This is a genomic window from Streptomyces sp. NPDC086147, from assembly GCF_040702165.1.
Taxonomy (GTDB): domain Bacteria; phylum Actinomycetota; class Actinomycetes; order Streptomycetales; family Streptomycetaceae; genus Streptomyces.
The window spans coordinates 958,978-982,815 of record NZ_JBFBJO010000001.1; the positions used below are offsets into that span (position 1 = coordinate 958,978).

Annotated in this window: 20 protein-coding genes; 13 read left to right on the top strand and 7 right to left on the bottom strand. The window is 73.8% G+C overall.

All coding sequences use genetic code 11. The annotated features are described in order from the left end of the window. The first annotated feature begins 82 nt into the window (after positions 1–82). Entirely contained in the window at positions 83–1,891 is a 1,809-nt protein-coding gene (locus AB0398_RS04535; protein ID WP_366372259.1) for a glycoside hydrolase family 18 protein, read from the top strand. On the opposite strand, the gene AB0398_RS04540 is transcribed toward AB0398_RS04535, so the two are convergent. Continuing rightward, a complete protein-coding gene (locus AB0398_RS04540) occupies positions 1,842–2,591 on the bottom strand; it encodes a phosphatase PAP2 family protein (protein ID WP_366372260.1) in 750 nt (249 codons plus the stop codon). The two genes, AB0398_RS04535 and AB0398_RS04540, sit on opposite strands and share 50 nt — an antisense overlap. 106 nt (positions 2,592–2,697) lie before the next feature. Further along, on the bottom strand, positions 2,698–4,032 hold the full coding sequence (gene gabT, locus AB0398_RS04545) for a 4-aminobutyrate--2-oxoglutarate transaminase (protein WP_366372261.1): 1,335 nt from the start codon (positions 4,030–4,032) through the stop codon (positions 2,698–2,700). 313 nt (positions 4,033–4,345) lie between these two features. On the opposite strand from gabT, the gene AB0398_RS04550 reads away from it, so the two are divergent. Both AB0398_RS04550 and AB0398_RS04555 read left to right on the top strand, forming a co-directional pair. Continuing rightward, positions 4,346–6,814: an ATP/GTP-binding protein gene (locus tag AB0398_RS04550; RefSeq protein ID WP_366372262.1), complete on the top strand. Its 2,469-nt coding sequence runs from the start codon at positions 4,346–4,348 to the stop codon at positions 6,812–6,814. A gap of 83 nt (positions 6,815–6,897) precedes the next feature. After that, positions 6,898–8,451 carry a PucR family transcriptional regulator gene (locus AB0398_RS04555; protein WP_366372263.1) on the top strand — a complete coding sequence of 518 codons (1,554 nt, stop codon included), beginning with the start codon at positions 6,898–6,900 and terminating at the stop codon, positions 8,449–8,451. Between the two features lie 46 nt (positions 8,452–8,497). Here the strand turns inward: AB0398_RS04555 and AB0398_RS04560 are convergent, their stop codons facing one another. Then, on the bottom strand, positions 8,498–8,713 hold the full coding sequence (locus tag AB0398_RS04560) for a hypothetical protein (RefSeq protein ID WP_366372264.1): 216 nt from the start codon (positions 8,711–8,713) through the stop codon (positions 8,498–8,500). A gap of 143 nt (positions 8,714–8,856) precedes the next feature. On the opposite strand from AB0398_RS04560, the gene AB0398_RS04565 reads away from it, so the two are divergent. The 9 genes from AB0398_RS04565 to AB0398_RS04605 all read left to right on the top strand — a co-directional run bounded on the left by AB0398_RS04565 (position 8,857) and on the right by AB0398_RS04605 (position 20,148). Beyond that, complete coding sequence (locus tag AB0398_RS04565) at positions 8,857–9,819, top strand: EamA family transporter (protein ID WP_366372265.1); 963 nt, start codon at positions 8,857–8,859, stop codon at positions 9,817–9,819. A gap of 160 nt (positions 9,820–9,979) precedes the next feature. Further along, positions 9,980–11,425, top strand: a complete 1,446-nt coding sequence (locus tag AB0398_RS04570) for an aldehyde dehydrogenase family protein (RefSeq protein ID WP_366372266.1) — start codon at positions 9,980–9,982, stop codon at positions 11,423–11,425. Positions 11,426–11,700: 275 nt separating this feature from the next. Beyond that, positions 11,701–12,936: a 3-phosphoshikimate 1-carboxyvinyltransferase gene (aroA, locus tag AB0398_RS04575; RefSeq protein ID WP_366372267.1), complete on the top strand. Its 1,236-nt coding sequence runs from the start codon at positions 11,701–11,703 to the stop codon at positions 12,934–12,936. A gap of 34 nt (positions 12,937–12,970) precedes the next feature. After that, positions 12,971–14,221, top strand: coding sequence for a 1-deoxy-D-xylulose-5-phosphate reductoisomerase (gene dxr / locus AB0398_RS04580; protein WP_366372268.1), 1,251 nt, complete (start codon positions 12,971–12,973; stop codon positions 14,219–14,221). Further along, positions 14,218–15,525, top strand: coding sequence for a site-2 protease family protein (locus tag AB0398_RS04585; protein ID WP_366372269.1), 1,308 nt, complete (start codon positions 14,218–14,220; stop codon positions 15,523–15,525). The genes dxr and AB0398_RS04585 overlap by 4 nt, the downstream gene beginning before the upstream one ends. Positions 15,526–15,628: 103 nt before the next feature. Beyond that, positions 15,629–16,786 (top strand): flavodoxin-dependent (E)-4-hydroxy-3-methylbut-2-enyl-diphosphate synthase, encoded by a 1,158-nt coding sequence (gene ispG, locus AB0398_RS04590; protein WP_030217821.1) that lies wholly within the window; start codon positions 15,629–15,631, stop codon positions 16,784–16,786. Positions 16,787–16,927: 141 nt separating this feature from the next. Further along, positions 16,928–17,773: a GNAT family N-acetyltransferase gene (locus AB0398_RS04595; protein WP_366372270.1), complete on the top strand. Its 846-nt coding sequence runs from the start codon at positions 16,928–16,930 to the stop codon at positions 17,771–17,773. A gap of 58 nt (positions 17,774–17,831) precedes the next feature. After that, the gene (locus AB0398_RS04600; RefSeq protein ID WP_366372271.1) at positions 17,832–18,377 is read left to right on the top strand and encodes a GNAT family N-acetyltransferase; all 546 of its coding nucleotides are present in this window, start codon (positions 17,832–17,834) and stop codon (positions 18,375–18,377) included. Positions 18,378–18,447: 70 nt separating this feature from the next. Then, the gene (locus tag AB0398_RS04605) at positions 18,448–20,148 is read left to right on the top strand and encodes a proline--tRNA ligase (protein WP_366372272.1); all 1,701 of its coding nucleotides are present in this window, start codon (positions 18,448–18,450) and stop codon (positions 20,146–20,148) included. Positions 20,149–20,207: 59 nt separating this feature from the next. On the opposite strand, the gene AB0398_RS04610 is transcribed toward AB0398_RS04605, so the two are convergent. From AB0398_RS04610 to AB0398_RS04625, 4 genes are all read right to left on the bottom strand, one after another. After that, complete coding sequence (locus tag AB0398_RS04610) at positions 20,208–21,134, bottom strand: slipin family protein (RefSeq protein WP_366372273.1); 927 nt, start codon at positions 21,132–21,134, stop codon at positions 20,208–20,210. 107 nt (positions 21,135–21,241) lie between these two features. Then, complete coding sequence (locus tag AB0398_RS04615; protein ID WP_366372274.1) at positions 21,242–22,150, bottom strand: aminoglycoside phosphotransferase family protein; 909 nt, start codon at positions 22,148–22,150, stop codon at positions 21,242–21,244. A gap of 32 nt (positions 22,151–22,182) precedes the next feature. Further along, positions 22,183–22,599, bottom strand: a complete 417-nt coding sequence (locus tag AB0398_RS04620) for a DUF4439 domain-containing protein (RefSeq protein ID WP_366372275.1) — start codon at positions 22,597–22,599, stop codon at positions 22,183–22,185. Beyond that, on the bottom strand, positions 22,596–23,159 hold the full coding sequence (locus AB0398_RS04625) for a hypothetical protein (RefSeq protein WP_366372276.1): 564 nt from the start codon (positions 23,157–23,159) through the stop codon (positions 22,596–22,598). The genes AB0398_RS04620 and AB0398_RS04625 overlap by 4 nt, the downstream gene beginning before the upstream one ends. A 180-nt stretch (positions 23,160–23,339) precedes the next feature. Here AB0398_RS04625 and rimP point away from each other — a divergent pair, with 180 nt between their 5' ends. Beyond that, positions 23,340–23,837, top strand: a complete 498-nt coding sequence (gene rimP, locus AB0398_RS04630; RefSeq protein WP_366372277.1) for a ribosome maturation factor RimP — start codon at positions 23,340–23,342, stop codon at positions 23,835–23,837. Position 23,838: the final 1 nt, after the last annotated feature.

Consider the following 23,838-nt stretch of genomic DNA (forward strand, 5'->3'; position numbering starts at 1 on the left):
ACCACTTGATTGGTCTGGACCATGCTGTGGCGCGCTCCCTTCGATTCCCCCACCGCTCCATCTCCCCTTCCCGGAGGCAGTCGTGGCCCGCTCCAGATCCCTCACCCTGACCCTGGCGGGCGCCCTCGCCGCCGGAGGGCTCCTCGCGCTCACCCCCGCGGCCCAGGCCGCCGACACCGAACTCGCCCGCAACGGCGGCTTCGAGGCCGGACTCGACGGCTGGACCTGTACGGCGGGCAGCGGCGCCGTCGTCACGTCGCCCGTGCACGGCGGCACGAAGGCGCTCCAGGCCACCCCGGCCGGCAGCGACAACGCCCGCTGCTCCCAGACCGTCACCGTGAAGCCCAACTCCACGTACACGCTCAGCGGCTGGGTCCGCGGCAGCTACGTCTACCTGGGCGCTACCGGCACCGGCACCACCGACGTCTCCACCTGGACGGGCTCGGCCCCCGCCTGGCAGAAGCTCAGCACCGGCTTCACCACGGGCCCCTCCACCACCTCGGTCACGATCTACACCCACGGCTGGTACGGCACCCCCGCCTACCAGGCCGACGACCTCTCGCTGTACGGCCCCGGCGGCGACCCGGTCCAGCTCCCCGCCGCCCCCACCGGGCTCGCGGCCGGCTCCCCGACCTCCACCACCGTGCCGCTGACCTGGAGCGCGGTCCCCGGCGCCACCTCGTACCACGTCTACCGGGGCGCCACGCGGATCCAGACGGTCACCGGTACCTCCGCCACCGCGACCGGCCTGACCGCCTCCACCGCGTACACCTTCCAGGTCAGCGCCGTGAACGCGGCGGGCGAGTCCCCGAAGTCCGCCGCCGTCACCGCGACCACGACCAACGGCGGCGGCGGGGACGGCGGCAACCAGGGCCTGCCCGCGCACGCCCTCGTCGGCTACCTCCACGCCAGCTTCGCCAACGGCTCCGGCTACACCCGCATGGCCGACGTCCCCGACTCCTGGGACGTCGTCAACCTGGCCTTCGGCGAGCCGACCTCGGTGACCTCGGGCGACATCCGCTTCAGCCTCTGCCCGGCCACCGAGTGCCCGAACGTGGAGTCGCCCGCGGAGTTCAAGGCGGCGATCAAGGCCAAGCAGGCCGCCGGCAAGAAGGTCCTCATCTCCATCGGCGGCCAGAACGGCCAGGTCCAGCTCTCCAGCACGGCCGCCCGCGACGCCTTCGTCACCTCCGTCTCGAAGATCATCGACGAGTACGGGCTCGACGGCCTGGACATCGACTTCGAGGGCCACTCCCTCTCGCTCCAGACCGGTGACAACGACTTCCGGAACCCGACCAGCCCGGTCATCGTCAACCTCATCCAGGCGGTCAAGACCCTCAAGGCCAAGTACGGCGCCAAGTTCGTCCTGACCATGGCCCCGGAGACCTTCTTCGTCCAGCTCGGCTACCAGTACTACGGCTCCGGCCCCTGGGGCGGCCAGGACCCGCGCGCCGGCGCCTACCTGCCGGTCATCCACGCCCTGCGCGACGACCTCACCCTGCTGCACGTCCAGGACTACAACTCGGGCTCCATCATGGGCCTGGACAACCAGTACCACTCCATGGGCGGCGCCGACTTCCACATCGCCATGACCGACATGCTCCTCACCGGCTTCCCGGTCGCCGGCAACACCGACCGCGTCTTCCCGGCGCTCCGCCCCGAGCAGGTCGCCATCGGCCTCCCGGCCTCCACCCAGGCGGGCAACGGCCACACCAGCCCGTCCGAGGTCAACAAGGCCCTGGACTGCCTCACCAAGAAGGTCAACTGCGGCTCGTACCAGACCCACGGCACCTGGCCCGCCCTGCGCGGCCTGATGACGTGGTCGATCAACTGGGACCGCTTCAACCAGTGGGAGTTCTCGAAGAACTTCGACGCATACAAGTGGAGCTGACGGCCAGGATCCACAGCCCCAGACAGAGGCTGGCCACCACGTCCAGCGGCCAGTGATAGCCCCGCAGCACCAAGCCGGTCCCCGTCACCGCCGTCAGCACGGCGGCGACGGGGACCAGCCGGTTCGAGACGAGGAGGGCCGCGCCGAAGTAGGCCACCATCGCGGTGGCCGTGTGGCCCGACGGGTAGTAACCGTGCGCCCACGGCTCCAGGGGCCCGGGCCGGGCGGTCCACAGCTTCAGCGGAACCACGAGGAGGGGGACCGCGGCCATCGCGAGACCCGCGCACAGGGCGGCCCGCCCGCGCCCCCGCCACACCGCGTACGCCATCGCGCAGCCGAGCACGGGCAGTGCGACGGGCATGTTGCCGAGGTCGGAGGCGAGCTCGCTCAGGGGCCGGGGGACCGTGTCCACCAGGGCCCGGGAGACCCGCTCGTCGAGCCTGGCCAGGGGGCCGTGGACGAGCACCTGCCAGGTCACGACGGCGAAGGCGACGAGCGCCGAGAAGAGAGCCGGCCGCCCTGGAACAGGGGGGGTGGTTCCAGGACGGCCGGGAGGACCGGGCTGCCGCGCGCCCCGGGGGGTGTGGGGCGTGCGGCCATCCGATCGGTGAGGAGTGCCGGGGCACGAGGCGCCGGCGGCGTGCGCGGAGGCACGGTGCGGACGGGGCTGGGGAGGCTCCGCCCGGGGTGTTTCTCTCATCCGGGGGAACCGTACGCCAGAGGAAGGGGGGACCGACAGCGGGAAACGCGTCCCGCCATCGGCCCCCCACAGAGTCTTCACACCAGGGCCCTCACGGGCCCGCGGATCAGATCTGGGCGAACGCGTTCTCGAGGATGTCGAGGCCCTCGTTCAGCAGGTCCTCGCCGATGACCAGCGGCGGCAGGAAGCGGAGCACGTTGCCGTAGGTGCCGCAGGTCAGGACCAGGAGGCCCTCCGCGTGGCAGGCCTTCGCCAGGGCGCCGGCGGCCTCCGCGTACGGCTCCTTGGTGGTCGGGTCCTTCACCAGCTCGATGGCGATCATGGCGCCGCGGCCGCGGATGTCGCCGATGGCCGGGAACTTCTCCTGCATCGCGGTGAGGCGGGCCTTCATGACCTCCTCGATGCGCTTGGCCTTCCCGTTGAGGTCGAGCTCCTTCATCGTCTCGATGGAGCCGAGCGCACCGGCGCAGGCCACCGGGTTGCCGCCGTAGGTGCCGCCCAGGCCGCCGCCGTGGACGGAGTCCATGATCTCGGCGCGGCCGGTGACGGCGGCGAGCGGCAGACCGCCCGCGATGCCCTTGGCGGTGGTGATGAGGTCCGGGACGACGCCCTCGTCCTCGCAGGCGAACCACTGGCCGGTGCGGCAGAAGCCGGACTGGATCTCGTCCGCGACGAAGACGATGCCGTTGTCGTTGGCGAACTTCACGATCGCCGGCAGGAAGCCCTTGGCCGGCTCGATGAAGCCGCCCTCGCCGAGGACCGGCTCGATGATGATCGCGGCGACGTTGTCGGCGCCGATCTGCTTGCTGATCTGGTCGATCGCCTGGGCGGCGGCCTCGGGGCCGCAGTTCTCGGCACCGGTGGGCCAGCGGTAGCCGTAGGCCACCGGCACGCGGTAGACCTCGGGCGCGAACGGCCCGAAGCCCTGCTTGTACGGCATGTTCTTCGAGGTGAGCGCCATCGTCAGGTTCGTACGGCCGTGGTAGCCGTGGTCGAAGACGACGACGGCCTGGCGCTTCGTGTACGAACGGGCGATCTTGACCGCGTTCTCGACGGCCTCGGCGCCCGAGTTGAACAGCGCCGACTTCTTGGCGTGGTCGCCCGGGGTCAGCTCGGCGAGGGCCTCGCAGACCTCCACGTAACCCTCGTACGGCGTCACCATGAAACAGGTGTGGGTGAAGTCCTGGAGCTGCGCGGAGGCGCGGCGCACGACGGCCTCGGCGGAGGCGCCGACCGAGGTCACGGCGATGCCGGAGCCGAAGTCGATCAGACGGTTCCCGTCGACGTCCTCGATGATGCCGCCGCCGGCCCGCTTGGTGAAGACGGGCAGCGTGGAGCCCACGCCACCGGCGACCGCGTCGAGGCGTCGGGCCTGAAGCTCCTGCGACTTCGGACCGGGGATGGCGGTGACGACGCGCCGCTCCTGCGGGACAGCGTTCATGCGGGGCTCCTGGGGGTGTTCTGGACGCACTTGTGGGTTTCCTCCGCAGGCTAGGCGCGGGGGAGGGGGAGAGGCATGCGCCGATCGGGAGTGGTGGGGGGTGTGTCGTTGTCCGGGATGGACATGACGGGGCGCTCCTCCGCGCGGGAGACGCCTGGTCACGCTCCCGCGGCAGGCGGCCGGCCCCGCCCACTGGCCGTCTCCCGCGGGGATCGGCCGCACGGGTGGTCGAAATCCCTCCGGGGCGGCGCGGGCCCACTAGATTGACGAGGGCACAGACGCGGCGACCTGGCTGGTCAGGGGGCAGGGGTTCATGGAGACCGACGGCACGTACGAGTCACGCGACACGACGGGGGGCGGGGTGCCACGGCCGGCGGGGCCGCCGCCCGCCCGCCCCCACCCGGCGCCGCCGACGGCTCCGCCCGCGCATTCGGTGCCGCCCGTGCCTTCCGCGCCGCCGGTCGTTCCGCCCAGGCCGGCCGCGGCGCCCGGCACCCCCGCCGGGCCCGGCGCGGCCACCGCGCCCGTGGTCGCCTGGCTGGACGCCCCGCGCCCCGAGGCCGCGCCCGGCATCTGGCGGTTCCGGCACGTGCCGCCGCCGCCGCCCAAGGAGGCCCGCCGACTCCCGCCCGTCACCGTGGCCGGGCTCCTCATCCCCCTGGTGGTGGGGCTGCTCCTGTGGTCGGCCTGGCGGCGCGGCGCCGTCCCGTACCAGTCGATCCCGCTCATGGCCTTCACCCCCGCCGACTGGTGGCACACCGGGACCACCTCGCCCCGCGACTGGCACGGCGAGGAGGCCCGGGCCGTCTACGACGGCGTCTTCTTCGCGGTACTGCTCTACGCGATGGCCCGGCTCGGGGCCTGGGCCGAACTCGCCCGCCACGTGCTCGCCGACCGTCGCCCTCCGGTGCGCGCCGGGCTCACGGCCGGCGCGGCCCTGATCACCCTGACGCTCGTCTGGCCCCGCGCCTTTCCCGGCGTCGGCTGGGAGGCCCTGCCGGTCTCCAGGCCGGTGTTCTCCCTCGTCACGCTGATCGGCGGCGGATACGACGTCCTCACCTCACCGGTCCTCGTGTACACCGTCTACGCGCTGATCGGGGCGGCCGTCCTGTGGCCCTTCGCCCGCCTCGGCGCCTGGCCCGCCTTCGTCCGGGAACGGCTGCGCTCCCGTGCCGACACCACCGCCCCGGCGCCCGACCCGGCCGTGCCCGTCCCCCTCTCGCAATGGCCCGAGCTGCGGGCGGCGGGAGAGTGGCGGACCGCGGACCTGCTCGCCGCCGAACTCGCCGCCGGACGCATGAACGACGTGGACTGCGCACGGGTCCGCCGGAACCTGGAGCGGGGACGCACCGGCGCTGGCGGGCTCGCCTCCTTCGTCGACACCGTGCTGCGCCAGGGCGCCGCGGCCTGGGCGCACCCCTCGGGCGACCGGGACCTGCCGACCCGTGCCGCCGCCCACGACCTCCTGGTGGGCCAGGTCCGCATCGGGCGCTGCGCGGCCGAGGAACGGAACCCGGCCGCCTACCGGGGCGCGGGCCTCGCCCTCGACCCGTCCGCGCTCGCCACCTCACTGCTCGTCGTGGGGCCCACCGGCACCGGCGGGACGGGCCGCCCGACCGGCCCGGTCGTCGAGTCCCTCACCCTCCAGGCGCTCACCGGCACCTGCGCGGTCGTCGCCGTCGGCACGGCGGAAGCGCCGCTCGGCCCCGAGGCCGCGTACGACGTCGTGGTCCGGCCGGGCGACCCGTCCTCGCCGTACGACCTCGACCCGTACGCCGGCCTCACCGACCCCGACGAGGCGGCGGCCCTGCTCGCCGAAGGCCTGGCGGGGGACATCGAGAACGTCGACGCCCGGCGCGCCGCCACCGTCCTCGCCCAGCTCCTCGGCCCCTACCGGGCGGCGCACGGCCGCTTCCCGTCCGTGCCGGTCCTGCGCGAACTGCTCGAAGCGGGTCCCGGGACGCTGACGGCGCTGCTCGACCGGCTGCCCGCGGACGGCGCCGCCACGATGCGACGCGAGCTGGAGGCGCGCATCCGGCAGGCCGGCACCGCGGCCGACGCGGGGCCGCTCCTCGCGGACCGCCTGTCGCTCCTCGACCGGCCCGTGTTCGCCGAGTTCTTCGGCGCCGACGGGGGAGCCGTACGCCCCTTCTCGCTGAAGTCCGTCACCCACCACCCGCTGCGGGTCAGGATCGAGCTGCCGGAGCACGGGCACGAGGAGGCGTCACGGCTCCTCACCCGGCTGATCCTCGCCCAGTTCCTCGCGGCGGCCCGGGCGGGCACCGGCCGCGCGCACCTCGTCTCCCTCGTGCTCGACGACGCCACCGGGGCGCTCACCCCCGGCACCGTCCGCTCCCTCCAGCGGCTGCGCCCGCACAACGCCGGAGTCGTCCTCGGCCTCCGCACCCTCGGCGAGGTGCCCGAGGCGTTGCACGGCCCGCTGCTCGGCGCCGTCGGCTGCCGCGTGGCGCTCTCCGGCATCAGCACCTGGGACGGCCGGGGATTCGCCGAGACCTGGGGCAAGGAGTGGGTGGAGACCACCGAGGTGGCGCACCACACGGTCTTCGCCGACCAGCCCATGACCCGTTTCATCCACGCCCTGCGCAAGAAGATCACGGGCAAGGCCGTCACCACCGACGCCGTCACGACACGAAAGGTCGAGCGCGAGCGGTGGTCCGCCTCCGAACTCGCGCACTCCGTGCCGCCCGGCCACGCCGTCGTCTCCCTGACCACGGTCGCCGGCGCGCACACACCCCCCCTCCTCGTAGACCTCCGCAACTGAGCACCCGCCCCCCGCCCCTGGCACAATCGGGGGCGCCACTCGGCTGAGCGGCGCCCCCCTCCCCAAAGGTCCGACGGTCCCCAATGCCGCCCACCCTCGCCTCGCTCGTGCAGCACTCCGCCCTCAAGCTCGTCGTCCGGGCCGGTGAGGACCGTCTCGACACCCCCGTCCGGTGGGCCCACGTCAGTGAGCTCGCCGATCCCGTGCCGTACATGGAGGGCGGCGAGCTGCTGCTCACCACCGCGCTCACCCTCGACGCGGAGGACCCGGAGGCGATGCGCCGCTACGTGCGGCGGCTGCTCGGGGCGGGGGTCGTCGGGCTCGGGTTCGCCGTGGGGGTGAACCACGAGGAGATCCCGGCGGCGCTGCTCGAAGCGGCCCGCGAGGAGCACCTGCCGCTGCTCGAAGTGCCGCGCCGGACCCCCTTCCTCGCCATCAGCAAGGCCGTCTCCGCCGCCATCTCCGCCGACCAGTACCGCGCCGTCACCGCCGGCTTCGAGGTCCAGCGCGAGCTGACCCGGGCCGCGCTCGCCGAGGGCCCCGACGCCGTCGTCGCCCGGCTCGCCGCCCACGTCGACGGCTGGGCCGCCCTCTACGACACCGCCGGCAAGCCCGTCGCCGTCTCGCCCGAGTGGGCCGCCCGCCGGGCCGCCCGGCTCACCCCCGACGTGGAGCGGCTGCGCGAACGCCCCGCCCCCGCCAGCGCCGTGGTCGGCGACACGGACGACCGCGTCGAACTCCAGTCGCTCGGCACCGGCCGCCGCGTCCGGGGCGCCCTCGCCGTCGGTACCGGCGCCCCCCTCGGCACCGGCGAGCGGTACGCCGTCCACTCGGCCATCGCCCTGCTCACCCTCACCACGGAACGCTCCCGTTCCCTCCAGGCCGCCGAGCAGCGCCTCGGCGCCGCCGTCCTGCGCATGATGCTCGCCGGACAGCCGGACCACGCGCGCGCGGTGGCCGGCGACGTGTACGGCGGGCTGCTCGACGCCCCCTTCCGGATCCTCGTCGCCGAACCCGCCGGCGGCGAACCGGCCGCCGAACCGCCCCTCCCCGTCCTCGCCGAGGCCCTGGAGGCCGCCGCCGCCCGCGCGGGCGAGGCGGTCCTCGCCGTCCCCGAGGGCGAGCAGCGGCTCCTCGTCCTCGCCGCCGACGGCGGCGCGGTCGTCACCGCCTGCGGGGGGTACGCGGAACGCGAGGCCGAGGAGGCCGGCGTCGTCGTCGGCCTCTCCGCCCCGGCGGGCCCGATCGCGGCCGCGGCCGCGTACAAGCAGGCCGAACAGGCGCTCTCGGTCGCCCGCCGCCGCGGCAGGGCGCTCGTCGAGCACGAGGACCTGGCGGCGGGCTCGGTCCTGCCGCTCCTCGCCGACGACGCCGTCCGCGCCTTCGCCGACGGGATGCTCCGGGCCCTGCGCGACCACGACGCCACCGGCCGCGGCGACCTCGTGGCCTCCCTGCGCGCCTGGCTCTCCCGGCACGGCCAGTGGGACGCCGCCGCCGCCGACCTGGGCGTCCACCGGCACACCCTGCGCTACCGGATGCGCCGGGTGGAGGAGATCCTGGGCCGTTCCCTGGACGATCCGGACGTGCGGATGGAACTGTGGCTCGCCCTCAAGGCCACGGGGGAGGGGGCGGAGTAAGTCCCCCCAGGGTCCGTCCGTCCCGTCCCCCCGCCTCGTCCCGTCCTCAGCCGTCCGAGCCGCCGTCGTCGCCCCCCGACCCCCTGTGTCCGCCGATGCCCCGCCCCTGCCCCCTGCCCCCGGCGCGCACCAGTTCCCCGCACAGCAGCACCACCGCCGCCACTCCGCGCGTCCAGCGCGGGCCGCCCCGGGCCGCCCACACCACGCAGACGCACCCGCCCACGGCGAGGACCAGGACAGCGGACATCACGAACAGGAACATGTGTTTCCCCCCTGCGGTTCTGCGGTCCTCCTCATCCTTCCATTCCCGTCACCGGCCGCCCCTGCCGTCCGAATTCCGGGGCCACTGCCCGAACGCGGGCAGATTTCTGGCCGTTCCGCCCCTCGATCCCTACTCTCCTGCTCATGACAAAACCCGCCGTCGACCCGGCCGCCCCCGGCACCCTCGCCGACCTCCCCGCCGCACCCCCGGCTCCCGCCCGCCGGATCACCGGCGCCGTCTGGGCCGCGCTCGGCATCGTGTACGTCGTGTGGGGGTCCACCTACCTCGGCATCCGGGTCGTCGTCGAGACCCTGCCGCCGTTCCTCTCCGGCGGCGCCCGCTTCGTCACCGCCGGACTGCTGCTCGCCGGGATCATCGCCTGGCGTCAGGGCCCCGCCGCCCTCAAGGTCACCCGCCGGCAGCTCGGTTCGGCCCTCCTCGTCGGCCTGCTCCTCATCCTCGGCGGCAACGGCCTCGTCGTCCTCGCCGAGACCTCCGTCCCCTCCGGCCTCGCCGCGCTCCTCATCGCCGTCGTCCCCGCCTGGGTCGTCCTCCTGCGCGCCGCCGCCGGCGAGCGGCCCGGCCCCGGCGCGTTCGGCGGTGTCCTGCTCGGCCTGGCCGGGCTCGGCGTCCTCACCCTGCCGGGCCTGACCGGCGAGGTGCGGATCGGCGGGGTCCTCCTCGTGGTCGTCGCCGCCCTCAGCTGGTCCGTGGGCTCCTTCACCTCCTCGCGCCTCCCGATGCCCGCCAACCCCTTCGCCGCCAGCGCGTACGAGATGGTCGCGGGCGGCCTCGCCGGCGTCGCCGTCGGCCTGTTCCGCGGCGAGCACCACGGACTCGACCTCGCCGAGGTCTCCACCCGCTCCTGGACGGCCCTCGCCTACCTGGTCGTCTTCGGCTCGCTGATCGCCTTCACCGCGTACGCCTGGCTCCTCCAGGCGGCCCCGCTCTCCCTGGTCGCGACCTACGCGTACGTCAACCCCGTCGTCGCGGTCGCCCTCGGCGCCCTCGTCCTGAACGAGGCCCTGACCTGGCCCGTCCTCCTCGGCGGCGCGATCGTCGTGGCCGGCGTCTGTCTGATCGTGTCGACCGAGCGGAGGAGATGAGCCGGCGCCCCGGGCGACGGCCCCGGCCTTCTTCGGCCAATTCGGACAGGGAATCCGCCTCATCACTCCACACCGGACAAGCCCACTCCCGCCGCCCCGGCCCTAACGTGTCACGAGAGCAATCGCTCGCACCCCCCGATACGGAAAGGGCCGGGACGCAATGACGACCACCCACGCCTTCTGGCTCGCCGGCCGCGAGGCCACCGGCGAGGCCGCCTTCGACGTCACGAACTCGTACGACGGACGTCTGGTCGGCAAGGTCAGCGTGCCCACCGAGGCCCAGGTCGAGGAGGCCGTCGCCGCCGCGCACGCCGTCGTCGACGAGTTCGCCGCCACCCCGGCGCACGTCCGCGCCGCCGCCCTCGACCACGTGTCGAAGCGGCTCGCCGAGCGCACCGAGGAGATCGCCCAGCTGATCTCCGCCGAGAACGGCAAGCCCATCAAGTGGGCCCGCGGCGAGGTCGGCCGCGCCGTCTCCGTCTTCCGTTTCGCCGCCGAGGAGGCCCGCCGCTTCAACGGCGGCGAGGCCCAGCGCCTCGACACCGAGGCCGGCGGCGTGGGCCGGCTCGCGCTGACCCGCCGCATCCCCAAGGGCGTCGTCCTCGGCATCGCGCCGTTCAACTTCCCGCTGAACCTCAGCGCCCACAAGGTCGCCCCGGCCATCGCCGTCGGCGCCCCGATCATCCTCAAGCCGGCCCCGTCGACCCCGATCTCCTCCCTGGTCCTGGGCGAGATCCTGGCCGAGACCGACCTGCCGGCCGGCTCCTGGTCGATCCTCACCGTGCCGAACGACCGCATGCCCGCCCTCGTCCAGGACGAGCGCCTCCCGGTCATCTCCTTCACCGGCTCCGACACGGTCGGCTACGCCATCCAGGAGTCCGTGCCGCACAAGCACTGCACCCTGGAGCTCGGCGGCAACGCCGCGGCCGTCGTCCTGCCCGACTGGTCCTCCGAGGCCGACCTGGACTGGGCGGCGACCCGCATCGCCACCTTCTCCAACTACCAGGGCGGCCAGTCCTGCATCTCCGTCCAGCGCGTGATCGTCGACTCCTCCGTCCACGACCGCCTGCTGCCGAAGATCGTCGCCGCCGTCGAGGCCCAGGTCACCGGCGACCCGGCGGACGACGCCACCGACGTCGGCCCGCTCGTCGACGAGGCCGCCGCCAAGCGCGTCGAGTCCTGGGTGGACGAGGCCGTCGCGGCCGGCGCCACGCTCCTGGCCGGCGGCAAGCGCGAGGGCGCCACCTACGCCCCGACCGTCCTCACCGACCTCCCGGCCGGCGTCACCCTGGCCCGCGCCGAGGTCTTCGGCCCGGTCCTGACGATCGCGAAGGCCGACGGCGAGGCCGAGGCGTTCGCCGCCGTCAACGACTCCGACTTCGGCCTCCAGGCCGGCGTCTTCACCCACGACCTGCAGGCCGCCTTCCGCGCCCACCGCGCCCTGGAGGTCGGCGGCGTGATCGTCGGCGACGTCCCCTCGTACCGCGCCGACCAGATGCCGTACGGCGGCGCCAAGCGCTCCGGCGTCGGCCGCGAGGGCGTCAGGTACGCGATGGACGACTACACCTACGAGCGCGTCCTGGTCCTGACCGGCCTCGCCCTGTAGGACCGGACACGAGGCCGTACGGCCGCCGGGACGCGACCGCTCCCGGGCCGTACGGACTCGGAGCCGTACGACCTCAGGGGCGTACGGAACCGGGCTCGTACGGCCTCCGGGCACGTACGGCCCCGGGGCGCGCGCCCCACCCGGACCGGGCGGTCCGGCTCCACTGTGCGGGGAGCCGGGCCGCCTTCACCCCTGCCCTCCTCCCGCCCGCCGGGCCCGTTCCGTCATGCGGAACGCGGGTCCGTCCCGCCGGGCGAGACGGCAGGATGGTGCCCGTGACCGTCATAGACATTCCCGGTTCCAAGTCCGTCACCGCCCGCGCCCTCTTCCTCGCGGCCGCGGCCGAGGGCACCACCACACTCCTGCGGCCCCTCGTCTCCGACGACACCGAGGGCTTCGCCGAAGGGCTCGCCGCCCTCGGCTACACCGTCCGCCGCGAGCCCGGCGCCTGGCACATCGAGGGCCGGCCCGCCGGACCCGGCGCGGAGACCGCCGACGTCTACTGCCGCGACGGCGCCACCACCGCCCGCTTCCTGCCCACCCTCGCCGCCGCCGGCCACGGCACGTACCGCTTCGACGCCTCCGAGCAGATGCGGCGACGGCCCCTCGGCCCGCTCACCACCGCCCTGCGCGCCCTCGGCGTCGACCTGCGGCACGGCGGCAAGGAGGGCCACCACCCGCTCGACGTCCACGCCCACGGAGTCAAGGGCGGTGCGCTCACCCTGGACGCCGGGCAGTCCTCCCAGTACCTCACCGCCCTGCTCATGCTCGGCCCGCTCACCACCGAGGGCCTCGACATCACCGTCACCGACCTGGTCTCGGAGCCGTACGTCGAGATCACGCTCGCCATGATGCGGAGCTTCGGCGCCGAGGTGCGCCAGGATGGGCGCACCTACCGCGTCGCCCCCACCGGCTACCGGGCGAGGACGTACGGCATCGAGCCCGACGCCTCCACCGCCAGCTACCTCTTCGCCGCCGCCGCGCTCCTGCCCGGCCGCTCCGTCACCGTCCCCGGCCTCGGCACCGGCGCCCTCCAGGGCGACCTCGCCTTCGTCGACGTCCTGCGCCGCATGGGCGCCGACGTCGAGGTCGCCGGGGACGCCACCACCGTCCGCTCCACCGGCACCCTGCGCGGACTCACCGTCAACATGCGGGACATCTCCGACACCATGCCGACCCTCGCCGCCCTCGCGCCGTTCGCCGACGGCCCGGTCCGCATCGAGGACGTCGCCAACACCCGGGTCAAGGAGTGCGACCGGCTCGACGCCTGCGCCGAGAACCTGCGCCGCCTCGGGATCACCGTCCGCACCGGCCCCGACTGGATCGAGATCCACCCCGGCACGCCCGCCGGACCGGTCGAGATCGCCACCCACGGGGACCACCGGATCGTCATGTCCTTCGCGGTCACCGCCCTGCGCACCCCCGGCGTCACCTTCGACGACCCCGGCTGCGTGAAGAAGACGTTCCCCGACTTCCACCGGGTCTTCGACGCGTTCGTCCGCACCCCGTGAAGACCGCGCCGCGTTTGCGGCGAGAATGGGGGGCATGACGGACCGCCCCTCACCCCTCGCCGACCCGCACGTCGCCTTCGACGCGTCCGAAGGACGCCGGGACATCGTCGTCCTCGGCTCGACCGGGTCCATCGGCACCCAGGCCATCGACCTGGTGCTGCGCAACCCCGACCGCTTCCGGGTCACCGCCCTGGCCGCCTCCGGCGGCCGGGTCGGGCTGCTCGCCGAGCAGGCGCACCGGCTGGGGGTCGCCGCGGTCGCGGTCGCCCGCGAGGAGGCGCTGCCCGAGCTGCGCGAGGCCCTGAAGGCGCTCTACGGCTCCGAGCCCCTGCCGGAACTCCTGGCGGGACCGGACGCCGCCACCCGGCTGGCCGCCTCCCCGTGCCACACCGTCCTCAACGGCATCACCGGCTCCATCGGCCTCGCGCCCACCCTCGCCGCCCTCGAAGCGGGCCGTACCCTCGCCCTCGCCAACAAGGAGTCGCTGATCGTCGGCGGCCCGCTGGTGAAGGCGCTCGCCCGGCCGGGCCAGATCATCCCGGTCGACTCCGAGCACGCGGCCCTCTTCCAGGCGCTCGCCGCCGGCACCCGCGCCGACGTCCGCAAGCTGGTCGTCACCGCCTCCGGCGGCCCCTTCCGCGGCCGTACGAGGGAGCAGCTGGCCCACGTCACCCGCGAGGACGCGCTCGCCCACCCCACCTGGGCCATGGGCCCGGTGATCACGGTGAACAGCGCGACCCTGGTGAACAAGGGCCTGGAGGTCATCGAGGCCCACCTGCTCTACGACATCCCCTTCGACCGCATCGAGGTCGTCGTCCACCCGCAGTCGTACGTCCACTCGATGGTCGAGTTCACCGACGGCTCCACGCTCGCCCAGGCCACCCCGCCCGACATGCGCGGCCCGATCGCCATCGGCATCGGCTGGCCCGAGCGGGTCCCGGACGCGGCCCCCGCCTTCGACTGGAGCAAGGCCTCCACCTGGGAGTTCTTCCCGCTGGACACCGAGGCCTTCCCGTCCGTCGGCCTGGCCCGGCACGTCGGCGAGCTGGGCGGCACCGCCCCCGCCGTCTTCAACGCCGCCAACGAGGAGTGCGTCGGGGCGTTCCTGGCCGGCCGGCTCCCGTTCAACGGCATCATGGACACCGTCACGGCGGTCGTGGCGGAGCACGGCGTTCCCGTCGCGGGAACCTCCCTCACCGTGCCGGACGTCCTCGAAGCGGAGACCTGGGCACGGGCCCGGGCCCGAGAGCTCGCAGCGAAGGCAACAGCGGAGGCCCGCGCATGACCGAAGTGCTCCTGTACACCCTGGGCATCGTGCTGTTCGCCCTCGGACTGCTCGTCTCCATCGCCTGGCACGAGCTCGGCCACCTCTCCACGGCCAAGCTCTTCGGCATCCGCGTCCCGCAGTACATGGTCGGCTTCGGCCCCACGGTCTGGTCGAGGAAGCGCGGCGAGACCGAGTACGGCATCAAGGCCATCCCGGCCGGCGGCTACATCCGCATGATCGGCATGTTCCCGCCCGGCGACGACGGGCGGATCGAGGCCCGCTCCACCTCCCCGTGGCGCTCCATGATCGAGGACGCCCGCGAGGCCTCGTACGAGGAGCTGAAGGAGGGCGACGAGACCCGGCTGTTCTACACGCGCAAGCCGTGGAAGCGCGTCATCGTGATGTTCGCCGGACCGTTCATGAACCTGGTCCTGGCGGCGGCGCTCTTCTTCGGCTCGATGATGACGCTCGGCATCGAGGGCCAGACGACCGGGGTCGCCGGCGTCCAGAAGTGCGTCATCGAGCAGAGCGAGAAGCGCGAGGCGTGCGCGGCGGGCGACCCCGTCTCCCCGGCGTTCGCGGCCGGCCTGAAGGAGGGCGACCGGATCGTCGCCTTCAACGGCACGCCGGTGAGCGACTGGGACACCCTCTCCGACCGCATCCGCGACACCATCGGCCCCGCCACGGTCACCGTCGAGCGGGCCGGGCAGCGGATCGACCTCCGTCCGACCCTCGTCACCAACAAGGTCCCGAAGAAGGACGAGGACGGCAGGGTCGTCCAGCCGCTGACCTACATCGACGCCGGCTACCTGGGCTTCGCCTCCAAGACCGAGGTGGCGCCCCTCACCTTCGGCGAGAGCGCCGACCGGATGACCGACCTCCTGGAGAACGGCGTCCACTCCGTCGTCGCCCTCCCGGGCAAGATCCCCGGCCTCTGGGACGCCACCTTCGGCGACGGCGAGCGCGCGGACGACTCGCCCGTCGGCGTCGTCGGCGCCGCCCGTCTCACCGGCGAGCTCATGAACCTGGACGCCCCGCCGGAGCGGATCCTCGTGTGGTTCATGAACCTGCTGGTCATGTTCAACGTCTCACTGTTCCTGTTCAACATGCTCCCGCTGCTGCCGCTCGACGGCGGCCACATCGCGGGCGCCCTGTGGGAGTCCGTCCGCCGCAACACGGCCCGGCTCTTCAAGCGCCCCGACCCCGGCCCGTTCGACGTGGCCAGGCTGATGCCCGCCGCGTACGTGGTGGCCGGCGTCTTCGTCTGCTTCACCCTGCTCGTCCTCGCCGCCGACATCGTCAACCCGGTGAAGCTGACGTGAACCCCAGGAGGGCCGGACCCGGTGGTGTCCGGCCCTCCGCCGCCGGGGCGGTAACCTCGGAGACCTGAGCCCGCCGACGCACGACCTTGAGGTTGCACAACAGATGACCGCGATTTCTCTCGGTATCCCTACCGTCCCGACCCGGCTCGCCGAGCGGCGCAAGAGCCGTCAGATCCAGGTCGGCACCGTGGCCGTCGGCGGTGACGCACCCGTCTCGGTGCAGTCGATGACCACCACCCGTACCTCCGACATCGGTGCCACGCTCCAGCAGATCGCCGAGCTGACGGCCTCCGGCTGCCAGATCGTGCGCGTGGCCTGTCCGACCCAGGACGACGCCGACGCCCTCGCGACGATCGCCCGGAAGTCCCAGATCCCGGTCATCGCCGACATCCACTTCCAGCCGAAGTACGTCTTCGCCGCGATCGACGCGGGCTGCGCGGCCGTCCGCGTCAACCCGGGCAACATCAAGCAGTTCGACGACAAGGTCAAGGAGATCGCCCGGGCCGCCAACGACGCGGGCACCCCGATCCGGATCGGCGTCAACGCCGGCTCCCTGGACGCGCGGCTCCTCAAGAAGTACGGCAAGGCCACCCCCGAGGCGCTCGTCGAGTCCGCCCTCTGGGAGGCGTCCCTCTTCGAGGAGCACGACTTCCGCGACATCAAGATCTCGGTCAAGCACAACGACCCGGTCGTCATGGTCGAGGCCTACCGCCAGCTCGCCGCCCAGTGCGACTACCCGCTGCACCTCGGCGTCACCGAGGCGGGCCCCGCCTTCCAGGGCACCATCAAGTCCGCCGTCGCCTTCGGCGCGCTGCTCTCCCAGGGCATCGGCGACACCATCCGCGTCTCGCTCTCCGCGCCGCCGGCCGAGGAGATCAAGGTCGGCATCCAGATCCTGGAGTCGCTGAACCTGCGCCAGCGGCGCCTGGAGATCGTCTCCTGCCCGTCCTGCGGCCGCGCCCAGGTCGACGTCTACAAGCTGGCCGAGGAGGTCACCGCCGGTCTCGACGGCATGACCGTCCCGCTGCGCGTCGCCGTCATGGGCTGCGTCGTCAACGGCCCCGGCGAGGCCCGCGAGGCCGACCTCGGCGTCGCCTCCGGCAACGGCAAGGGCCAGATCTTCGTCAAGGGCGAGGTCATCAAGACCGTGCCCGAGTCGAAGATCGTCGAGACCCTCATCGAGGAGGCGCTGAAGATCGCCGAGCAGATGGAGAAGGACGGCGTCGCCAGCGGCGAGCCGTCGGTCGCCGTCGCCGGCTGACGCGCACGTCCCTTCCGCGGAACCCCTGAGAAGCCCCGCCCCCCGCTCCGGGAGGCGGGGCTTCCCGCTGCCGGAGGCGTGCCCCGGGGCCCTCCGGGTAAAGTGCGGGGAATCAGCGGAACCGCACGGTGAGGCCCCCTCGTGTTGACAGAGACCACCACTCGGGTCCTCGAACCCGCCGACCTCGGCGCCGCACTCGCCGTCCTGGAGAGCGCCCCCGTCGAGAACGCGTTCGTGACCGCCCGCGTCCAGCTCGCCGGACTCGACCCCTGGCGCCTCGGCGGCGAGATGTGGGGCTGGTACACCGAGGGACGGCTGCGCTCGCTCTGCTACTCCGGCGCCAACCTGGTCCCGATCTGCGCCACCCCCCAGGCCGTCCGCGCCTTCGCCGACCGGGCCCGCAGGACCGGTCGCCGCTGCTCCTCCATCGTCGGCCCCGCCGAGGCCACCACCGAACTGTGGCGACTCCTGGAGCCCAGCTGGGGCCCCGCCAGGGACGTCCGGGCCAACCAGCCCCTGATGGTCGCCGAGGAGCCCTCCGCCGCGGTCGTGCCCGACCCGCTGGTGCGCCGCGTCCGCAAGGACGAGATGGAGACGATCATGCCCGCCTGCGTGGCCATGTTCACCGAGGAGGTCGGCGTCTCCCCGCTCGCCAACGACGGCGGACTCCTCTACCAGGCCCGGGTCGCCGAACTCGTCGGCGCGGGCCGCTCCTTCGCCCGCATCGAGGACGGCAAGGTCGTCTTCAAGGCCGAGATCGGCGCCGCCACCCGCCAGGCCTGCCAGATCCAGGGCGTCTGGGTCGCCCCCGAGCACCGCGGCAAGGGCCTCTCCGAGACCGGCATGGCCGCCGTCCTGCGGTACGCCCTGGCCGACGTCGCCCCCGTGGTCAGCCTGTACGTCAACGACTACAACACCCCCGCCAGGGCCGCGTACCGCCGCGTCGGCTTCCGGGAGACCGGGGCCTTCATGAGCGTGCTCTTCTGAGCCCGCCGCTCCGGACGGCGCTGTCCCGGGGAGGGCGCCCGCTTGTAGGGTGCGCCGCATGGATGACGCGGAGATCGTGATCGGGCCGGTCGACCTCGCCGCCCGGGTGGACGAGGCCCTCGCCGTGCAGGCGGTCGCCTTCGGCCTGGACGCCGAAGAGGTCGCCGTGCGCCGCCACATCGTGCTGCGCCACCTGCTCAGCCCCGGCGCCCGCGCCTACGGGGCCACCACCCCCGGCGGACGGCTCGTCGGCTTCGTGTACGGGATGCCCAACGACCGCACCCACTGGTGGTCCACCGTCGTCGAGGCCCACCTGCGCGCCACCGGCACCGCCGACTGGCTCGACGACTCCTTCACCATCACCGAACTCCACGTCCACCCCGACTTCCAGGGCCGGGGCGCGGGCCGCGCGCTGCTCACCACCATCACCGACACGGCCGACGAGCCGCGCTCGATCCTCTCCGCGATCGACACCGAGAGCCCCGCCCGCTGCCTCTACCGGTCCCTCGGCTACCGGGACCTCGCCCGCCGGGTGCACTTCCCGAGCGCCCCCCGCCCGTACGCCGTGATGGGCGCCCCGCTGCCGCTGCCGCGCCGGAACTGATTTCTCGTCCCCGGGGCCGCCCGGCTAACCTCGGGCCCATCACCCCCAGTCCGGCAGGAGTACGAGAACCATGGCCAACGCACCGGTCCAGCGCATGTCGAAGTTGATGGCGAAGACGCTGCGCGACGACCCGGCGGACGCCGAGGTCCTCAGCCACAAGCTCCTCGTCCGCGCGGGGTACGTGCGCCGCACCGCCGCCGGCATCTGGAGCTGGCTGCCCCTCGGCAAGAAGGTCCTCTCCAACGTCGAGCGCATCGTCCGCGAGGAGATGGACGCCATCGGCGCGCAGGAGGTCTCCCTGCCGGCCCTGCTGCCCCGCGAGCCCTACGACGCGACCGGCCGCTGGGACGAGTACGGCGCCGAGCTGTTCCGCCTCCAGGACCGCAAGGGCGGCGACTACCTCCTCGGCCCGACCCACGAGGAGATCTTCACCCTCCTGGTGAAGGACCAGGCGTCCTCCTACAAGGACCTGCCGGTCATCCTCTACCAGATCCAGAACAAGTTCCGCGACGAGGCCCGTCCCCGCGCCGGCATCCTGCGCGGCCGCGAGTTCCTGATGAAGGACTCGTACTCCTTCGACACCGAGGACGAGGGCCTCGCCCACTCGTACGCCCTGCACCGCCAGGCCTACCAGCGGGTCTTCGAGCGCCTCGGCCTCGACTACCGCATCTGCGCCGCCACGGCGGGCGCGATGGGCGGCTCGAAGTCCGAGGAGTTCCTCGCCCCGGCCGAGGCCGGCGAGGACACCTTCGCCGACTGCCCGAACTGCGACTTCGCCGCCAACACCGAGGCGGTCTCCTTCGCGCTGAAGGCCGTGGACGGCTCCGCCGTGCCCGCCGCCGAGGAGATCCCCACCCCGGACACCCCGACCATCGAGACCCTCGCGGCCTCCCTCGGCGTCCCGGCCTCCGCCACCCTGAAGAACCTCCTGGTGAAGGTCGACGGCGAGATCGTCGCCGTGGGCGTCCCCGGCGACCGCGAGGTCGACCTCGGCAAGGTCGAGGCGCACTTCGCGCCCGCCACCGTCGAGATGGTCACCGAGACCGACTTCGCCGCCCGCCCCGACCTCGTGCGCGGCTACGTCGGCCCGCAGGGCCTCGACAAGGTCACGTACCTCGCCGACCCCCGCGTGGCCCCGGGCACGGCCTGGATCACGGGCGCCAACAAGGAGCACACCCACGCGAAGAACGTGGTCGCCGGGCGCGATTTCGAGGTCACCGAGTACGTCGACGTGGTCGTCGTCGAGGAGGGCGACCCCTGCCCGAAGTGCGGCACCGGCCTCAAGCTGGACCGCGCCATCGAGATCGGCCACATCTTCCAGCTCGGCCGCAAGTACGCCGACGCCCTCAAGCTGGACGTCCTCGGCCAGAACGGCAAGCCGGTCCGCGTGACCATGGGCTCGTACGGCATCGGCGTCTCGCGCGCCGTGGCCGCGCTCGCCGAGCAGACCGCCGACGACAAGGGCCTGTGCTGGCCCGCCGAGGTCGCCCCGGCCGACGTCCACGTGGTCGCCGCCGGCAAGGCCCTCCAGATCGAGCTGGCCCTGGAGGTCTCCGACAAGCTGTCCGCCGCGGGCCTGCGCGTCCTGGTCGACGACCGCGCGGGCGTCTCCCCGGGCGTCAAGTTCACCGACGCGGAACTCATCGGCGTCCCGAAGATCCTCGTCGCGGGCCGCCGCTCCGGCGAGGGCGTCGTGGAGCTGAAGGACCGCCGCACGGGCGAGCGCGAGGAGCTGACGGTCGACGAGGCGATCGCCCGTCTGACCGCCTGATCCCCGGCCGTGCGCGACGGCCCCCGCCCCACGTGTACGGGGCGGGGGCCGTCGCCGTGTCAGTCCTCCCGGGGCGGCGCGGGGGCGGGCGTGGGCTCCACCGACGTGCCCGTCAGGTCCTCGATGGCGTCCTCCGCCGCCGCCCGGCTCCTGAGGTACGCGTCGTCGAGCAGGGGCGGTATCTCCACCTCCGGGGCCCGGTGCGCCGCGCCGTGCGGCTTGTGGTCCGGCGTCGCGCGCTCCAGGAAGCGGAGCAGCTCCACCGGGAACGGCAGCACCAGCGTGGAGTTCTTCTCGGCGGCCACCGCCACCACCGTCTGGAGCAGCCGCAGCTGGAGCGCCGCCGGCTGGTCTGACATCATCGCCGCCGCCTCGGACAGCTTCTTCGACGCCTGGAGCTCCGCGTCCGCGTTGATCACCCGCGCCCGCCGCTCCCGGTCCGCCTCCGCCTGCCGGGCCATCGACCGCTTCATGGTCTCCGGCAGCGACACGTCCTTGATCTCGACCCGGTCGATGGCCACGCCCCAGCCCATCGCCGGGCTGTCGAGCATCAGCTCCAGGCCCTGGTTGAGCTTCTCCCGGTTGGACAGCAGGTCGTCGAGGTCGCTCTTGCCGATGATCGACCGCAGCGAGGTCTGCGCCATCTGCGAGACCGCGAACCGGTAGTCCTCCACCCGTACGAGCGCGTCCGCCGGGTCGACCACCTTGAAGTACACGACCGCGTCCACCCGGACCGTCACGTTGTCCCGGGTGATGCCCTCCTGCGCGGGCACCGGCATCGTGACGATCTGCATGTTCACCTTGTGCAGCCGGTCGACCACGGGGACGATCATCGTGAAGCCGGGGGAGCGCACCCGGCCGCGCAGCCGGCCGAAGCGGAAGACGACCCCGCGCTCGTACTGCTTGACCACCCGCGCCGCCGCGCCCGCGTACACCGCCGCCGCGACGCCCGCGCCGGCCACCGCCACCAGCAGCTCTTCGATCATCACGGCCCCCTGGAGTCGGGCCGGACGCCGGGGCCCGGCCGCCCGGCGAACGGTACAAAAGGGGTATTCCCCTTAAGTCGGCCCGCGAACTCCAGCCCGCCCGCGAACTACAGCCAGCCCGCGAACTCCAGGAGCAGCTCCGCGTCCTGCCGCCGTCCCGCCGTCAGCGCCCGCGTCCCTGACTCCACCGCGCGGAACAGGGTCCAGCCCCGCAGCCGCTCCCGGTCCACGTCCAGCGAGTCCGCCAGCCTGTTCACCCGCCGCCGGGCCGCCGAGGCGCCCGCCGAGGCCGCCACCAGGTCCTCCACCCGGTCCCGCACCAGCCGGGCCAGGTCGTAGGCGCGCTCGCCGACCAGCGGCTCGGGCCCCACGGCCAGCCAGGGCGCCCGGTCGCCGGCCAGGACCTTGCCCTGCCGGAAGTTGCCGTGCAGGAGCACCGTCTCGGCCTCCCCGGCCACCAGCTCCTCGCGCGCCGCGAGCGCCGCCGCCGTCAGCCCGCCCGTCACCGCGTCGGAGCGGTACGGCTCCATCGCCTCCGCCTGCCGGGCCGTCCGCCCGGCCACCGACTCGAAGCCGTGGTCCGCCGGGGGCTCGACCCACAGCTTCCGCACGGTCCCGGCCGCCTCCAGGAGCGCCTTCGCCTCCGGCAGGGAGCGCAGGGACACCTCGGGGTGGAGCCGTTCGAGGAGGAGACCGTCCTCCGGGGCCCCACCGGCCCCTTCGAGCGGCCGCACCGCGCCCCAGCCGTTCCAGTGGGCGAGCGCCTCCCGCTCCCGGTCGGGCCGGGCGAACGGCGGTGCCACCTTGAGGGCGGCGGGGGAGCCGTCGGGCCGCCGGACGAGCACCACCAGGCTGCTCCGCCCGCCGGGGGCCATCACCCGCTCGGCGTCCAGGGAGTCCCGGTCGAGCGCGGTCCGCGCCTGCTCCGGAAGCCGCCCGAGCCACTCGGCCGCGAGGGTCTCCCCGTACGTCTCACCGAGCGCCCGGACGAGTCGCTGCGGCGGTTCGAAAGCCATGCGTACGCTGTTCCATTCGGTCGGGGCGGGGCTCAGGCCCGCTCGACGAGCCCAGGAAAGGTTACGTCGCCGCCGCGCCAGCGCACGGCGCGTACCGCCGCCTCCCTCAGCGCGGCGGCCGCCTCGCGCCGGGCCGGGCCCTCGGTGGCCCGGACCAGGTCGGAGTAGACGCCGGCCACCCGGTCCTCCAGGACGGCGGCGAGCCGCACCGCGCCCGCCGGATCCGCCACCCGGAACGGCAGCCCGTACGCGGCCGCCGCCACCACCGGCGCGCCGCCGAGGTCCCGCACCGCCCGGCGCAGCACCTCCCGCCGGGCCCGGTGCGCCTCGTACGCGGCCGCGGCCTCCGACCGGCGCTCCGCGCCGATCCGGCCGCCGACGACCCCGTACCCGTACACGGCCGCGTGCTCGGCGGCCAGGGCGGCCTGGGTGGCGTCGAGGGCGGTCACGGCCGGGCTCCTTCGGTCAGCAGATAGGCGTGGACGGCGCCCGAGGCCGCCACCGAGGCGAGCAGCCGGGCGTACTCGGGCGGGGCGGCGAGCAGCGCGTCCGCGTGCCCCTCCGACGCGGTCCGCTCGGCCGCCGCCAGCTCCTTGAGGGCCGTCCCGGGGTCGGCCGCCACGGGTACGGGCGCGGGGGAGGCCGCGGTGGGGCGCGCGGACGGGGAGGCGGAGGGCGCCGGGGAGGCCGCGGCGGGCTCCACCGGGCCCGTACCGCCCTCGCCGAGCGCCTTCACGTGCGCCGTCACCGAGCGCCGCAGCGGGGCCAGCCGGGGCGCCAGGGCGGGGTGCGCGGCGAGCACCGCGTCGTACCGTTCGAGCAGTCCGCGCGCGACCGTCACCGAGCGTGCCCGCAGCGCCGCCTCGGCGCGCGCCACCCGCTCGGCCTCCCGCTCGGCGGCGCCCGGCCGCCGGGGCCCCTCCCCGCCGGAGGAGGTGCAGCCCACCAGGGCCGTCGCCCCCGCGGCCGCCCCCGCCGCGAGGAGCGCGCGTCTGCCCGTCGTCGTCACGCCTTCTCCCTCGGCCGCAGTCGAAGATCTCCGTCCGTACCGGAAGATCGTTCGGATCACCGCAGGCGAGCGTACCCGCGGGCCCCGGGGCGATGGACGGCAACACCCTTCCGGACCGGATACCCTTTGGTCTGACACGCGACGACACACAACAGCACACGCGGCCGAGGAGTCACCCGGATGAGCACCACCCAGAGCGACAGGCTGCGCGGACTCGTCGAGCCGCTCGTCCGCGCGAAGGACCTGGATCTGGAAGAGATCGAGGTGTCCCGGGCGGGCCGCCGCGGACTGCTGCGGATCGTCGTCGACTCGGACGAGGGCGTGGAGCTGGACGCCTGCGCCGAGCTGAGCCGCGCGATCTCCGAGAAGCTGGACGAGACCGACGCGATGGGCGAGGGCGAGTACGTCCTCGAAGTCAGTTCCCCCGGCGCCGACCGCCCTCTCACCGAGCACCGCCACTACGTGCGCGCCACCGGCCGGCTCGTCCGGCTCCAGCTGGCCGACGAGGGCGAGCTGGTCGCCCGGATCCTCGCCGTGGACGAGGACGGCCTCGACCTCGAAGTCCCGGGCGTGAAGGGGCGCAAGCCCACCGCCCGCCGGATCGGGTTCGCCGACATCTCCAAGGCGCGTGTCGAGATCGAGTTCAACCGCAAGGACAAGAAGGAAGAGGAGGCGTAGC

Excerpts from the sequence above, each read along its gene's own strand:
- AB0398_RS04540 (WP_366372260.1), bottom strand. The coding sequence starts at position 2,591 with ATGAGAGAAACACCCCGGGCGGAGCCTCCCCAGCCCCGTCCGCACCGT.
- gabT (WP_366372261.1), bottom strand. The coding sequence starts at position 4,032 with ATGAACGCTGTCCCGCAGGAGCGGCGCGTCGTCACCGCCATCCCCGGT.
- AB0398_RS04550 (WP_366372262.1), top strand. The coding sequence starts at position 4,346 with ATGGAGACCGACGGCACGTACGAGTCACGCGACACGACGGGGGGCGGG.
- AB0398_RS04555 (WP_366372263.1), top strand. The coding sequence starts at position 6,898 with ATGCCGCCCACCCTCGCCTCGCTCGTGCAGCACTCCGCCCTCAAGCTC.
- AB0398_RS04560 (WP_366372264.1), bottom strand. The coding sequence starts at position 8,713 with ATGTTCCTGTTCGTGATGTCCGCTGTCCTGGTCCTCGCCGTGGGCGGG.
- AB0398_RS04565 (WP_366372265.1), top strand. The coding sequence starts at position 8,857 with ATGACAAAACCCGCCGTCGACCCGGCCGCCCCCGGCACCCTCGCCGAC.
- AB0398_RS04570 (WP_366372266.1), top strand. The coding sequence starts at position 9,980 with ATGACGACCACCCACGCCTTCTGGCTCGCCGGCCGCGAGGCCACCGGC.
- dxr (WP_366372268.1), top strand. The coding sequence starts at position 12,971 with ATGACGGACCGCCCCTCACCCCTCGCCGACCCGCACGTCGCCTTCGAC.
- AB0398_RS04585 (WP_366372269.1), top strand. The coding sequence starts at position 14,218 with ATGACCGAAGTGCTCCTGTACACCCTGGGCATCGTGCTGTTCGCCCTC.
- ispG (WP_030217821.1), top strand. The coding sequence starts at position 15,629 with ATGACCGCGATTTCTCTCGGTATCCCTACCGTCCCGACCCGGCTCGCC.
- AB0398_RS04600 (WP_366372271.1), top strand. The coding sequence starts at position 17,832 with ATGGATGACGCGGAGATCGTGATCGGGCCGGTCGACCTCGCCGCCCGG.
- AB0398_RS04605 (WP_366372272.1), top strand. The coding sequence starts at position 18,448 with ATGGCCAACGCACCGGTCCAGCGCATGTCGAAGTTGATGGCGAAGACG.
- AB0398_RS04610 (WP_366372273.1), bottom strand. The coding sequence starts at position 21,134 with ATGATCGAAGAGCTGCTGGTGGCGGTGGCCGGCGCGGGCGTCGCGGCG.
- AB0398_RS04615 (WP_366372274.1), bottom strand. The coding sequence starts at position 22,150 with ATGGCTTTCGAACCGCCGCAGCGACTCGTCCGGGCGCTCGGTGAGACG.
- rimP (WP_366372277.1), top strand. The coding sequence starts at position 23,340 with ATGAGCACCACCCAGAGCGACAGGCTGCGCGGACTCGTCGAGCCGCTC.